The 13,700-nt window shown below is 62.2% G+C and carries 13 protein-coding genes; 6 read left to right on the forward strand and 7 right to left on the reverse strand.

What is annotated here, in order from left to right:
* Positions 1-6: 6 nt before the first annotated feature.
* The 5 genes from QWY79_RS11565 to QWY79_RS11585 form a co-directional block, all read right to left on the reverse strand.
* Positions 7-591: a gamma-glutamylcyclotransferase gene (locus QWY79_RS11565; RefSeq protein WP_290272858.1), complete on the reverse strand. Its 585-nt coding sequence runs from the start codon at positions 589-591 to the stop codon at positions 7-9.
* Between the two features lie 45 nt (positions 592-636).
* A complete protein-coding gene (locus QWY79_RS11570; RefSeq protein WP_290272860.1) occupies positions 637-2,565 on the reverse strand; it encodes a metallophosphoesterase family protein in 1,929 nt (642 codons plus the stop codon).
* Between the two features lie 175 nt (positions 2,566-2,740).
* Positions 2,741-4,090, reverse strand: coding sequence for a sensor histidine kinase (locus tag QWY79_RS11575; RefSeq protein ID WP_290272863.1), 1,350 nt, complete (start codon positions 4,088-4,090; stop codon positions 2,741-2,743).
* On the reverse strand, positions 4,087-4,758 hold the full coding sequence (locus QWY79_RS11580) for a winged helix-turn-helix domain-containing protein (protein WP_290272864.1): 672 nt from the start codon (positions 4,756-4,758) through the stop codon (positions 4,087-4,089). The genes QWY79_RS11575 and QWY79_RS11580 overlap by 4 nt, the downstream gene beginning before the upstream one ends.
* Positions 4,755-5,129 (reverse strand): PepSY domain-containing protein, encoded by a 375-nt coding sequence (locus QWY79_RS11585; RefSeq protein WP_290272866.1) that lies wholly within the window; start codon positions 5,127-5,129, stop codon positions 4,755-4,757. Before QWY79_RS11585 ends, QWY79_RS11580 begins: the two co-directional genes overlap by 4 nt.
* A 148-nt stretch (positions 5,130-5,277) precedes the next feature.
* Here QWY79_RS11585 and QWY79_RS11590 point away from each other — a divergent pair, with 148 nt between their 5' ends.
* From QWY79_RS11590 to QWY79_RS11600, 3 genes are all read left to right on the forward strand, one after another.
* Positions 5,278-5,748 carry a PepSY domain-containing protein gene (locus tag QWY79_RS11590; RefSeq protein WP_290272868.1) on the forward strand — a complete coding sequence of 157 codons (471 nt, stop codon included), beginning with the start codon at positions 5,278-5,280 and terminating at the stop codon, positions 5,746-5,748.
* A gap of 347 nt (positions 5,749-6,095) precedes the next feature.
* Complete coding sequence (locus tag QWY79_RS11595; protein WP_141317549.1) at positions 6,096-6,302, forward strand: cold-shock protein; 207 nt, start codon at positions 6,096-6,098, stop codon at positions 6,300-6,302.
* A 187-nt stretch (positions 6,303-6,489) separates the two neighbouring features.
* Positions 6,490-7,164, forward strand: a complete 675-nt coding sequence (locus QWY79_RS11600; protein ID WP_290272870.1) for an alpha/beta hydrolase — start codon at positions 6,490-6,492, stop codon at positions 7,162-7,164.
* A 119-nt stretch (positions 7,165-7,283) separates the two neighbouring features.
* Here QWY79_RS11600 and QWY79_RS11605 read toward each other — a convergent pair whose 3' ends face one another.
* The gene (locus QWY79_RS11605; RefSeq protein ID WP_141317551.1) at positions 7,284-8,696 is read right to left on the reverse strand and encodes a PhoH family protein; all 1,413 of its coding nucleotides are present in this window, start codon (positions 8,694-8,696) and stop codon (positions 7,284-7,286) included.
* 398 nt (positions 8,697-9,094) lie between these two features.
* Here QWY79_RS11605 and QWY79_RS11610 point away from each other — a divergent pair, with 398 nt between their 5' ends.
* The gene (locus QWY79_RS11610; protein ID WP_290272873.1) at positions 9,095-11,230 is read left to right on the forward strand and encodes a PhoX family protein; all 2,136 of its coding nucleotides are present in this window, start codon (positions 9,095-9,097) and stop codon (positions 11,228-11,230) included.
* A gap of 139 nt (positions 11,231-11,369) precedes the next feature.
* Here the strand turns inward: QWY79_RS11610 and QWY79_RS11615 are convergent, their stop codons facing one another.
* Positions 11,370-11,783, reverse strand: a complete 414-nt coding sequence (locus tag QWY79_RS11615; RefSeq protein WP_290272874.1) for a GNAT family N-acetyltransferase — start codon at positions 11,781-11,783, stop codon at positions 11,370-11,372.
* A gap of 17 nt (positions 11,784-11,800) precedes the next feature.
* Here QWY79_RS11615 and QWY79_RS11620 point away from each other — a divergent pair, with 17 nt between their 5' ends.
* Both QWY79_RS11620 and QWY79_RS11625 read left to right on the forward strand, forming a co-directional pair.
* Positions 11,801-12,256 carry a hypothetical protein gene (locus QWY79_RS11620; RefSeq protein WP_290272876.1) on the forward strand — a complete coding sequence of 152 codons (456 nt, stop codon included), beginning with the start codon at positions 11,801-11,803 and terminating at the stop codon, positions 12,254-12,256.
* A 59-nt stretch (positions 12,257-12,315) separates the two neighbouring features.
* Complete coding sequence (locus tag QWY79_RS11625; RefSeq protein WP_290272878.1) at positions 12,316-13,563, forward strand: trypsin-like serine peptidase; 1,248 nt, start codon at positions 12,316-12,318, stop codon at positions 13,561-13,563.
* The last annotated feature ends 137 nt before the right edge of the window (positions 13,564-13,700 follow it).

Below are 13,700 nucleotides of genomic sequence, written 5' to 3' on the forward strand. Positions count from 1 at the left end.
GCGTGATCAGGATGTCTCGGGGGTCGTGTCGTCCACCTGGCGTAACTGGTGAGCCAATTCCCTGATGTGGGTATCCTCGACGCCGAGCTGGTTGAGGGCGTCATCCAGGTTCAGCAGGTAGTCGCGATTGGGGCCGCTGGGCCCCTGCGCGGTGGCGATCTGACGGGCCATGGTCTCCAGCGGGGCTTCACCGAGAAAGGCAGCGTTGTGTTCGGTGGCGATGTACACCAGACCCTGGGCGGTGTCGCCATCATTGAAGCGCAGGGTGACGACCTCGCGCAGGTAGCCGTTCTTCTCGCGCACGTCCAGTGGGCCGAGCACGTCCGGGGTGATGCGATAGGCCATGCCGTGGCAGGTGGCACCGGGGTCGGGCAGCAGGGTGGCGACGCGTCCCGGCGAGTCGGGGGTGCCACGGTGGTCGTGGGAGCCCTGCCAGAAGCGGCGCGTCCAGCCGCGAATGCTCGCCGGGCGGCGTTCCAGGTAGTCGAAGCCGGCCTTCCAGATCAGTGAGCCATAGCCGAACAGCCAGATGGCGTCCTGGTCGGCGAAGTGATCCCGCTGTTGATTCTGCTGGGTAGTGTCGAGGGTCATGGCGTCCGTCGTGTCGTTGAGTCGTGGCCGTGAAGTGGCGAAGCGTCAGCTGTCCTTGCGCGGCGGTGGGAAGACCACGTCGAAGCCGCGGGCATCGAGCTGGCGGATGTCCTCCGGGCGGCCCTGGTCGTCGAGCACCACCAGACCGATACCGGCGCCGTTCCAGAGGCGCTCGCCGGCCTCGGCACGGTCCGGGTCGCGCGGCCGGATGCGCATGGGCCGACGCTTGGTGAACCAGTTGAGCGGTGAGCGCGGCGCATACAGCCAGCGGTTGGCGCGGTCGAAGGTGTCCAGCAGGGTGTCGGGGAAGGCGTTTTTCACACCGCTCGAGGTGATCTGCCAGATGCGCGAACCCTGCTTGCTGTGGCGAATCTTGATGTCGTAGGCGAAGGAATAATGCACATCGCCGGACAGCACCACGTAATGTCCCGGGGTGCGCGAGTGGCGGAAGATGTTGAGCATCACGCTGGCCGCGCCGCGATGCGCCATCCAGTTCTCGGCATCCACCAGCAGCGGCTTGCCGGCCAGGGTGAAGAGTTTCTGCACGGCCTCGATGAGCTTGACGCCGAACATCGGGGTCGGTGAGACGATCACCACCGAGGGCGCGTCGAGCATCTGCTGCTGCAGGTCGGAGAGCGCTTCCCAGTCCATCAGCCCGGACGGGCGGCCGCGCTTGCGTTCGCTGCGCCAGCGACGGGTGCGGGTATCCAGCACCACCAGCTTGGGGGTGCCGGGTACCTGATACTCCCACCCCTGGAAGCGTTGCAGGTTGTCGAGGAACTGGTCATGGGGTTCGGCGGGCAGCCAGCCGTCTTCCCGGGCGGCGGTCTCGAGCAGTGCCGCGACCTCGTCCATGGGCTCGGCCAGCCGGTCGGGGTCGTTGCCCCAGCCCTGGCAGAGCAGATAGCCCATCAGCGCATTGCCGATGATGCGCCGCGAGAAGGGGTTGCCGTAGGCGGTTTCCTCCCAGGCGGCGGTCAGGTTCCAGTCATCGGTGACGTCATGGTCGTCGAAGATCATCAGGCTCGGCAGATGGGCCAACAGGCGCGCCACGGCCGGCAGTTCCTCGGCGAAACGCTCGATGACGCCGAACTCCTCATCGAAGGTCTCGCGCTGGCTGTCCTCCAGCGCCGGGCGTTCGATCTTCACCAGTTGCCAGGGTGTGGGCGACCAGACCAGCAGGTACATGGCGATGATCTCGCCGAAGCTGATCAGATGGTTGGAGGCATTGGCCGAGGTGAAGATGGGCTTGCGGGCGCCACCGAAGAAGCCCTTGCGGACATCCTTGCTCTCCTCGACATCCGGCAGCAGGGAATCGCGTCGGTAATAAGCCGTATCCGTGGTGGCCAGGGCGCGGCTGTCACGGATGGTGGCGCCTTCCAGGGGCTCGTCGAACAGGCCCAGCTGCTGGATCAGCTGGTGAATGGCCACCAGCATCGGGCCGGCCACGTCATCGGCATAAATCTGGTCGCCGGACATCAACAACCAGGCGGGCCACTGGGTGGTGTCGTCGTGGCGCTCGGCGAGCCAGGCATCGGCGCGTGCCAGGCCGTCCGGGCCGTCGTGATGCGGGCGGCGGCAGGAGCCATGCATCAGCCGGCGCTGGGTGGAGGCCAGCACGAAGCTCGGGCGTCGAGCGCCGTCATGCAGCAGGTGCGGGGCCCAGTCGGCGATGCCGCCTTCCTCGCCGAGGCGCAGGTCATAGTCGATGCGCTGGTCCTGGGGCAGCGACGTGCCCAGGGCGACATCGATCAGGTGCAGGTAGGCATGCCGGCCCAGCGGCAGGCAGCGCACGCGTTTGTCGTTGAGCGCCAGGCGGCGCGGTGGCTGGCCTTCGGGCTGCAGGACCAGCTGCATGTCCAGCGGGCGGCTGCCGACCACCCAGAGCAATAACCGGTCAGGCGACAGGCGTCTCAGCAGAGGGCCGGCCAGTACGGAAGGGAGGGGCTGGGATGCATCTTCCGTTGTAGTCATGTCGATTCCTTTCTCGCCATCTTGTCTCGCCGCGTTCCCGCCATGCAGGCCGGTCGGCAGTGACTCGGACATTGTCGGGGCACGCTGACAGGCTCGGAGAGCGTTGCAGCGCTCGATGTGTCCAGCATACCACTCAGTCGCGGGACTGTGAGGGCCGTCAGTCAGGGGCCAGGGGTTACCAACTGGTCTCGGGCAGCCAGAGGCGGGCGCAAAGGCCGCCGCCGTCGGCGCGCTCGAGGGTCAGCGTGCCTTCATGCAGTTTGACGAGGTCATGCACGATGGCCAGGCCCAGGCCACTGCCGGAGCGCTGTTCGTCGAGCCGTGCGCCCCGCGCCAGGGCGGCCTGGCAGTCGGCCTCGCTCATCCCGGGGCCGTCGTCCTCGACCTTCAGCCAGGTGCCCTCGTCATCTCGCCCGCCACTCAGGGTGACGCGATGGCTGGCCCAGCGCAGGGCGTTGTCGAGCAGGTTGCCGATGATTTCCTGCAGGTCCTGGGGGTCGAGGCGGACGCTCAGCCGGTCGTCCAGATCGTGCTCCAGCACCAGGCCACGCCGCTGGGCCAGGCGCGAAAGCCCGTCGAGCACCGGGCGCAGGGTCGCGTGACAATCGATCGGGCGGTTGAGCGTGCCATCGCCGGCCGCGGAGGCCCGCGCCAGATGGTGACGAGTGGCATCGTCGATGCGTGCCAGTTCGCCCTTGAGCCGACGGCGCGCCTCTTCCGGGAAGCTGTCGGCAAGGGTGGTCAGCACGCTGACCGGTGTCTTGAGGGCGTGGGCCAGGTTGCCGGCGGCATGGCGAGCGCGCTCCAGGCGGCGACGGTCGCGCTCGAGCACGGCATTCATGGCACCGGCCAGTCGCGCCAGCTCGGTGGGCAGGCGGGTGCCCAGGCGTTCGCTGGCGCCGCTTTCCACCGCCTCGAGGTCGTGTCGGAGTCGACGCAGGGGCGCCAGGCCCCAGCGGATCTGCAGCGCCAGGCCGATCAGGATCAGCAGGCCGAGGGCGGCCAGCGAGAGGCTCAAGAGTCGGTTGAAGCGCGATGCTTCCAGATCGATGGCGCGAGTGGGCGCCGCTACGCTGACCTGCAGCGGGGTGTCCAGCGGGGCCAGCTGGATCTGTCGGGAGAGGACACGCAGCTCGGTGTCCCGGGGGCCGACAAGTTCCCGAGGGGCCCCGGTCTCGAGGACCGGCAGGCGTTGGTCCCACAGCGAGCGTGAACTCAGCAGCCGATCGTTGCCGTCGCTGACCTGCCAGTACCAGCCGGAAAGGACCTGGCGAAAGCGCGGCTCGCCCAGCTCGCGGTCATGCACCAGGCGCTGCTCGACCGCGTCGTAGCGCACGCCGGCGATGACCTGGTTGAGCAGGCCGTCCAGGCGTTCGTCGAACACCGTGGTGACCGAGTCGCGGAAATGGTGGGCGAGCCCCAGGCCGGCCAGGGGCAGGAGCAGGCCGACCAGCAGCAGGGCGGCCAGCAACAGGCGGGTGGCCACGGAGGCGCGGGTCAGTCGGTCACGCCAGGTCGTGCTCATGAGGCGGCTTCATGGTCGACGAGCCGGTAGCCCTGGCCGCGCTGGGTCACGATGCGCTGGCTGCCCAGCTTGCGCCGCAGCCGACTGATCTGCACATCGATGACGTTGGAATCCGGCTCGTGGTCGCGGTCGTAGACGTGCTCGGCGAGTTCGGCGCGGCTGACCACCCGCGGCGCGGCATGGATCAGATAGGCCAGCAGGCGCGATTCCTGGGCGGTCAGGCCCACCGGGCGACCGGCCAGGGTCACGCTGGCGGTATGGGTGTCGAAGGTCAGGTCACCGACGCGCAGCACCGGGTGCGCGTGGCCATGGCTGCGGCGCATCAGGGCACGCAGGCGGAACAGCACTTCGGCGGTCTCGAAGGGCTTGGTCACGTAGTCGTCGGCACCGGCGGAAAAGCCGGCCGCCTTGTCGGCCCAGCGTTCGCGGGCGGTCAGCACGAGCACCGGCAGATCGATGCCGGCATCGCGCCACTGGGCCAGCCAGCGGGTGCCATCGCCATCCGGCAGACCCAGGTCGAGAATCACCGCATCGTATTGCTCGGTCTGCACCAGGAAGTCGGCCTCGCCACCCTCGGCGGTCTGTTCGATGAGCACGCCGGCATCGGCCAGGGCGGTGCTCAAGGCATCGGCGAGCGGGCCATCGTCTTCGACCAGCAGGACTTTCATGGTGACTTCCTCATGGCGTTGATGTTCGCGCCTTCCATGCCGACCAACTGGCCGTTGCCGGCGTCGAACTCGAATTCCACGACCTGCCCCTGGGGGCCGAGCATTTCGATTTCATAGAGGGTTGCGCCATCATCACGCTCCAGCTCGACCTCCAGCACCTCGCCCTGGTAACGGGACTGCAGCCAGTCGAGGATGGTCGGTAGTTCGACCAGCTCGCCGCGTTGCACTGCGTCGTGCAGTTCCTGCCAGTCCTCGTCGGCCAGCACCGAGGTCGCCACCAGGGTACACAACAGCATACCTGCGGCAGCAGTACCGCAGCCGGTCGGTGTCAGGCGCAGGCGCCGGGTGTCGAGGAAGCGAGGGATCTTCATGCCGTGGAGCTTGCCATTGAGCACATGAATGCAGCATGAACGGCCCTGTCAGCTTCGGGCAAGGTGGCGGATGGTACAACGTCAGCTGTCGACCCGACTGAATTGCCCGGCAGATTTCGCCCGGGCCCAACAAGCAGAGGACATTACCATGACGTTCAAGACACTGATGATCGCCTCCGTTTCGTCACTGGCACTGGTCGCCGGAACGGCGCAGGCAGATGACCGCCTCGCACTCGACCAGCTCGATAACCTGCTGGAGCGTGGTCAGACCTTCGGGTTCACGCATTACGAGGAAATCGAGGTGGATAGCCAGGATGTGGCGGAAATCGAGGGTTGGCTGGATGATGAATGGTACGCCGATGTTCGCCTGTCGCTGAACAGCGATGAAACGCTGCGCGAGGAGCGTGAACGGCTGGTCAGCGGTGCCTGGGGCATGACCGCCGAGGATGTGCGTCAGGCCTTCTCCGCGGCGAGTGCCGAGGGCATGACCGAATTCGAGAGCGTGCAGATCAATGAAGCCGGTCGCATCGAGATCGAAGGGCGTGGCCAGAATGGACGCGAACTCGAGATTACCACCCGTCAGGGGGAGGACGGAGTGCTCTCGGTCGAACAGGACTGAGGCTCGGCTTCTCTATGCCAGAGGGCAGGGAGGTCGTGGCCGCCGGGCCGGCAGGCAGGAGGATAGCTGCAAGCGATCCGGGACGATCTTGCCTGCCGCCATGGCCCGGCTGTCCATTCGGAGGTCCGAAAGACCGGTGAAGCGTCATGATTTCGTCACACCGTGCAAATAGTGTTTGACCTGTGCGCCGCACAAGCGCATGCTAGTTCGCAGTAGGTTAGCAAGTCGCATATCGCAAGTGGTCATCGAAACGCTCTAGTGTCGATTTCCCGGTGAAACGATTCTTGTTTTACCCACTGCAACTCGGGTATTTCCCGGTAAATCTTCGCTATTGAGGAATTCGCAAAATGGCTACTGGTACAGTTAAGTGGTTCAACGACACTAAAGGCTTCGGCTTCATCTCTCCGGACGACAACGGTGACGACCTGTTCGCTCACTTCTCCGAGATTCAGGCTGAAGGCTTCAAGTCTCTGCAGGACGGTCAGAAGGTCTCCTTCGACGTCACTCAGGGTAAGAAAGGCCTGCAGGCTTCCAACATCAAGGCTCAGGATTAATCTCCTGATTTGATGTTTGTCGTGCTCCTTGCAGCATGACACCCAGGTGGGGCTCGCGAAAGCGGGCCCCACTTGCGTTATGGCCCCCGAAATTCCGCGCGTCGCGTCAGCCCGAGGCTGTCAGTGATTTATTCGCTCCGGCCAGTGCGCTAGGGTGTGTCCTTTGTCTTGTGTAGAGGATGTCGCCATGAGCGCCCCGGAAGAGCTGATCATCGAGCCACGCAACGGCCAGGTAGCCGACGCCTGTGTGTTCATCCTGCATGGCCTGGGGGCCGATGGCCGGGATTTCGAACCCCTGGTACCGGCCCTGCAGCTCCCCCCCGATGCCAATGTGCGTTTCATCCTGCCCCATGCGCCGCGTCTTGCGGTTACCGTCAATGGCGGCATGGTCATGCCGGCCTGGTACGACATCATCGAGATGAGCCTCGACCGCCAGGTCGATGAAGCCCAGCTGAAAGAGTCCGCGCAGCGCATACAGGCACTGATCACCGAGCAGATCGGCCATGGCATCGCGCCCGAGCGGATCATCGTAGTCGGGTTTTCGCAGGGCGGCGCCGTGGCCTATGAGGCGGCCTTGAGCTTTCCCGAGCGACTGGGCGGACTGCTGGCGCTGTCCACCTACCTCGCCACCGCCGACAGTCTCGACTATGCCGAAGCGAATCGGCAACTACCCATCGAGGTGCATCATGGCAACATGGACCCGGTAGTGCCCGAATCCCTGGGCCGTTCCGCCGTGGAGCGTCTGCAGTCCATGGGCTATGCGGTGGAGTTTCGCCAGTATCCCATGGCGCATGCGGTCTGCCCGCAGCAGATCGGTGATATCAGTCGCTGGTTATCGGCGCGGCTGACCGCAGCTGGCTGACCGGCGAGCCACGAGCCACGAGTTACGATCTGCTAGCTTCTAGCTTCTAGCTTCTAGCTTCTAGCTTCTAGCTTCCAGCTTCCAGACGAGGCCGGCCGTGGGGCCGGCCTCGTGCTGTGTCAGAGCAGCTCTTCGCCGGCGAGTGCCAGGCGCGAGCGTTCGACGCTCATCAGGGTGACGTGGCCGGCGTGTGGCCAGTCGCGGAAGTTCTGCACCACGGCGGCCATGCCGCAGGTGTTGGCGGTCAGATAAGGCGTGTCGATCTGCCCCACGTTGCCCAGGCAGACGATCTTGGTGTTGCGCCCGGCGCGAGTGATCAGTGACTTGAGCTGTTTGGGCGTGAAGTTCTGGGCCTCGTCGATGATCAGGAAGGTGTCGTTCAGGGTGCGGCCACGCATGAAGCCCGGAGCGCGGATCTGTACGCGGGAGCCCAGCAACTGGCGCGTGGCTTCCTGATTCCATGTGGTGCTGCCGTCGTGCTCGTCGCGCAGCAGGTTGTCCATGTTGTCGTGGAAGGCGCCCATCCAGGGCGACATCTTTTCTTCCTCGGTGCCGGGCAGGTAGCCGATGTCCTCGCTCATCGAGATCGGGGCGCGGGTGAAGACCACACGCTCGAAGCGCTTGGTGTCCAGCGTCTGCTGAAAGGCCGCGGCCAGCGTCATGAAGGTCTTGCCGGTACCGGCACTGCCGGCGATGGTGACCAGGTCGATGTCGTCGTCCATCAGCAGGTTGAGGGTGAAGTTCTGGCGGCTGTCGTGGGCATGCACTCCCCAGACGCTGGCGCCGTGGCGATAGTCGGTGAGCAGCTCGAGCCTGGCATGCTGCGGGCTGACCTCGCGGATCACGGCCTCGAAGCTGGCGCCGTTGTCACTGTCCGAGACCAGCATGCCTAGGTGCCAGTCTTCCGGAATCTCGCCGTTGAGATGGTAGATGACGCGGTCGTCCTCGCGCTCGACCTTGACCTCGACACGCAGGTCTTCCCACAAACCGCGGCCGTCGTGACCGGCCTCCGGATAGACGCGCGCGCCGCCCAGCATGGCGTCGCTGTCATCGAAGGCGCGATCGGTCAGGTAGTCTTCCACCGGCACACCCAGTGCCGCCGCCTTGACGCGCAGGTTGATGTCCTTGGTCACCAGGATGACCGAGGCGTCTTCACGCTCTTCGCGCAGCCGGAATATCTCGGTCAGGAGTCGGTTGTCGGGGCTGTCCTCGAGGTGTTCCAGCGGCTTGAGGTCGTTGTAGCACAGCAGGCGCAGGCGACCTTCCGTGCCGTTGATGCGCTGAATGGGAATGCCTTCACGAATCTGGCTGATATCGACGTTGGCGGTCAGGTCGGAGAGGGTGCGGCTGACTTGCCGGGCGGTGCGAGCGATCTCGCGGATGCCGTTCTTGTGCTTGTCGAGTTCCTCGAGCACGGTCATGGGGATCACCACCTCGTGCTCATCGAACTGATAGAGGGCGGCGGGGTCGTGGATCAGGACGTTGGTGTCCAACACGTAAAGCCGGGTGGCCTTCTTGTCGATGCGTACCATCGGCGCTGCTCTCCTGATTGTCACCGGATCGACGCCACAAAAGATGACGTCTCGATGTCGACACTGTCAGCGAAAAATGTCAGGTCTGTGACAAGTCGCGACGTGTCTCCTTTCAGCGTGGGATGCATCCTCCTTGTGAGTTTGGACTCTGGATGACGCCGTGAGTGCGATAGGCGGTATCAGCCACGGCATCATGTTCAGCACTCAATGCATTCTTAGCATGGACCATATCGCCTTGTCTGCAAGTGTGCAGGGACGCCGGAGCCCGGGCATTGTCATGGCGTTGTCACCAAAGGGCATCAGGCTTCGTGTATCGAGCCTGATTGACCATTGCTGAGTACAAAAACTGTCAGCCGAGTGACCGACCACGTGACCCCTGGAATGATGAGGAGACCTGTATGAGCAAGGAAATCGAAGACCATCGCCTGTTGAATCCGAGCAGCAACGAGCCCTTTTCCTCGGTGCTCGAAAAGCATGTCTCGCGTCGTAGTGTCATGCAGGGCGGGCTCGGCATGGCGGCCATGACCATGCTGGGTGGCTTCGGGCTGCTGGGCTCGGCCAATGCCAGTGAGTCAGCCGCCGGCGAGAAAACCCCGCTTGCCCTGGCCTTCGATGCCGTGCGCGGTGCGATGACGGATGCCGTCGTGGTGCCGGCCGGCTACACCGCCCAGGTACTCATTCCCTGGGGCACGCCGCTCAACGGCAAGGCACCGGCCTGGAGTGCCGAACGCAACATCACGCCGGAGATACAGGCCAACAGTGTCGGCATGCACCACGATGGCATGCACAACTTCGCCCTGGACGAGGCCACCGCCTCGCGCCACATGCTGCTGGCCCTGAACAACGAATACATCGACCAGAAGGCCCTCTGGGCGCCCCAGGGCGGCCCGACCGGCATGGACGAGGGCGGCAAGCGGCCGGCCGATGAGGTGCGCACCGAAATCAATGCGCATGGCGTGACCCTGGTCGAGCTCAAGAAGGACGGCGATGGCCATTGGCACCCCGTGGCCGACTCGAGCTACAACCGTCGCTACACCAGTGCCACCGACATGCTGTTGAGCGGTCCGGTTGCCGGCAGTGATTACGTCAGGACCCGGTATTCGCCGAATGGCACCAACACCCGCGGCACCAACAATAACTGTGCCAATGGGTACACGCCCTGGGGCACCTACCTGACCTGTGAAGAAAACTGGCCGGGGTATTTCATCAAGGATGCCGGTCGCGAAATGGACGATAACCGCATTGGCATCTCGGAGGGGCGTGGTCGCTATGGCTGGGAAACCGCGGCCGGCGATGCCAGCGAGCAGAATGACGAGTTCGCGCGGTTCAATGCCACGCCGCGTGGTGACAGCGCTACCCAGGATTATCGCAACGAGCCGCGCACCTTCGGTTATATCGTCGAGATCGACCCCTATACCGGCGAGAAGGCGGTCAAGCGCACGGCGCTGGGGCGCTTCCGCCACGAGGGGTGCTGGCCGGGCAAGCTGGTCGAGGGCGAACCGGTGGTGTTCTACTCCGGTCATGATTCGCGTAACGAATACATCTACAAGTTCGTCTCCGAGGCGGCCTGGGATCCGGCCGATGCCAACCGTCCCGGCGCCGAGCGTGATCGCCTGGCGATTGGCGCCAAGTACATGGACAGGGGCACGCTCTATGTCGCTCGCTTCAATGCCGACGGCAGCGGCGAGTGGTTGCCGCTGACCCCGGATGCGACCACCCAGGATGGCCGCACTCTGGCGCAGGCCCTGAATCTGGAGGCCGATGATCTGGCCGGCGTGATCATCAACACCTGTGATGCCGCCGACCTGATGGGCGCCACCCCCATGGACCGTCCGGAGTGGGGGGCCGTGGATCCGGCGTCCGGTGATGTCTACATGACGTTGACCAATAACTCCGATCGCACCGCCGAGGGCACGGACGCGACCTATACCCGGGATGGCTCGGCCATCGAGGAGCCGGGGGTCGCCTACGGCACGGCGCCGACCAATGCCGCCAATCCGCGTGCCGAAAACGCGGCCGGCCAGGTCATCCGCTGGCGCGAGGGTGATGCCGCGACCCGCTTCGACTGGCAAGTGTTTGTTTTCGGGGCCGCTGCCGGCGATGCCGACAACTTCTCGGGCCTGACCGAGCAGAACCAGTTCGCCAGTCCGGATGGTCTCTTCTATGACGACCGCGAAGATGAGCAGGGCATCCTGTGGATCCAGACCGACAATGGGTATCCCGGGGTGGCGGATTACACCAACGACCAGGTGCTGGCCGTGGTGCCGCAGCGTGTCGATCATGCCGCAGGTGATGCCGCCGTGATCGATGGCAGCGATCAGGCGCAGCTCAAGCGCTTTGCAGTCGGACCCAACGACTGTGAGGTAACCGGAGTGGCCTTCACGCCCGACAAGACCGCGATGTTCATCAACATCCAGCACCCGGGCAACTGGCCCTCCGTGGATGACGCCACGGTCGAGACCGAGGGCAGCGTGCGTCCGCGTGCCGCCACGGTCGTAATCCAGCGCGAAGATGGCGGCAGGATCGGTGTCTAGCCGCGCAGACTCGACCGAGTGTCCCGGCCCGCTGGCCGGGCTCGCGGCCAGCAACACACAAGCCCTCGGTACTCGCCGAGGGTTTTTTATGGAAGGGTCCGGGTCGGTTTTCCGTGTGGTGGCCGGCCCGGCGATGGGCTCAACCGGACAGCTGGAGCCCCATGCTGATGCGGTCCTCTGTCGCGAAGCCGAGTGAGCGATAGAACTCGGCGACCTCCTCGTTGCCGCCTCGAATCTGCAGGTTGACCTTGACGCAACCGAGCTCGCGCAGTCGCTCCACGGCGAACTCGACCATGCGCCTGCCGAGACCTTCCCCCTGGCGTGAATCCGCCACGGCAACCGAGTACAGCCAGCCACGATGGCCATCGTAGCCGATCATGCAGGTGGCAATAATCTCGTCGCCGTCCTCGATGACGTAGATGTGATCATCCAGCAGACGCTTGGCGCGTAGTACGGCCTCGGGGGCGTTATAGCCCTGATAGTCGGGAAAGCTGGATCGCCACAGGGCCGCGACCCGAGGCTCATCGTCTGCGGTGTACTTTCTCGGTGTCATGTAGCAAACCTGGCCGAATGAAATTCACCCACACGGGTGATGGCGAAACCCTGAGTTGGTTACATGCTTACCTGCAGAGTGTCAGGGATAATTGCAATATTAACATGGACTGTCCTGATGCGAAGAAGGTCGGAGAAGGAGCGGGAGGCGGTTATGAATATTACCTCAAGGCGGTGGTGTTGGTAAGCATGGTGATTTTTTCATCCTTTTCTTATGGGCAGTGTGCTCAGACATTGAGCAATGGTTCAAGTGTCGATGGGATGATAGCTGAAGCCGGCAGTGCCAGGGAGCTTCTGAAACTTTCCAGGGCCCAAATAGATGAATATGACAAATGGCTTGGTGAGCTCAGGAAATCCATGAATCAAGGAGTTGCTGAAAATGAAATACGGCAGCTATACAGTTCCGGACAAATGGCCAAGAAACTGGAGGAGGAGCTGAGCCGAGCCTTGGAGTGTCGATTGGCTGGGAGTTGAGTGTCGTTCGTTATAACGGATGATGGTGAGGTAAGCTATAAGATAAATGGAGAAGAAAGATGTCCTTTTTCGAGAGGCTGGTTTTCGTTATTAGATCCTTGGGTTATTTGTTTTATCGAGCTTTGTTGCCGGTGTTTTCTGGTTTGTTGGCGGCTCTTCTTATATCGGGGTGCGCTTCCAAGGCGGATTATAGCTATGTCAAAGAGTCCAAAAAGTATGGTAATAAAGGGTTTGAAGCCATAATCCAAGGAAATGAGGGGGTGGCAAAGTCCAGTTTTCATAGATCAACACGAATCCTGGCTGCTGGAGTCGAAGAACATGTTGAGAAAGCCAGTAGTCGTGCAAAGTGGCAAAGAGGGCTTAATGATGCCTTTACGGTTGTTGCCGGAGTTGGCCTGGCCGTGGCTGGAGCTAAAGCACAGGCTAGTGGGACACAGCAACAGGTTGCATCAATAAATAATTCTTTAAACCAAGGCTTGGATGCACTGGTCCAGATAAACAGGTTCATGGATTATGAGATTGATGAATCAGAGCGGGAGGTTCTCGACTCACGTGTCAGCCCAGTAGATCAGGATGTTTGGCGTGCTGCCGTTATTTCTGACCACCCAATATCCGAAAGTGTGGTAAAAGTATTGCCTAGTCGGTGTACGGGTTTTTTTATACAGCCAAGAGTTGTTGTCACGGCTGCACATTGTATTGATGATGGAAAGAAGGTCAAAGTTTACCATGAGAACTTTGGTTCCGGCGAGGATTTTATGACAGGGAATTCATATATAAACCCAGCCGTCCAAACAATAAGGCATCCACTTTATGAGTATAACAATGAGTGCGTTTTTAGAAATACAGAGGATGGTTGTATTACTTATGATGTTTCGTTCGTGGTTACAAAGTATAGCTCTGAGAGCTATCTGCCTCTTTACTTTGGAGAGGTGAGAGGTGGTGAAACGGTGTTTAATGTTGGGTATTCGGCTGATCTGAACAATGGTTTTTTGAAGAGGATAGACTATGGGTGCACGATTAGCGACACTCCTTCGTACGAAGAAGAGGCCTTTATTATTAAGACGAACTGTGAAAGTTATGGGGGGAATAGCGGTGGTCCTGTGGTAGCAATTTCTGAAGTTCCTAGCGGTAAAAGAGGAGTGGGCGTTTTGGGAGTCCATACATCAGCTGTAAGGGATTCGCCTGATCGAGCCGAAAGTCGGTCCAGCGAGGCGTATCTTGGCGTAGGAAAAAATATTTATCGAGCTATCGTCGAGGCCAACCCGGGATCGGGTGATCCATCATTGCTGGACAGGCTATCGATATAATTTATACGGAGTGTGAAATTTCATGATCGCTGGAGGGTTTGAAGCTTTGAGGGGCGGTTACTGGTTTCCTGGCTTATAATGGAGCTGAGTGTTGAAAACTTCTGGCTTGGGCTAGGTGGGTCGAGAAGTGGGTGGCA

It is taken from the genome of Halomonas sabkhae, from assembly GCF_030409265.1.
Classification (GTDB): domain Bacteria; phylum Pseudomonadota; class Gammaproteobacteria; order Pseudomonadales; family Halomonadaceae; genus Halomonas; species Halomonas halmophila.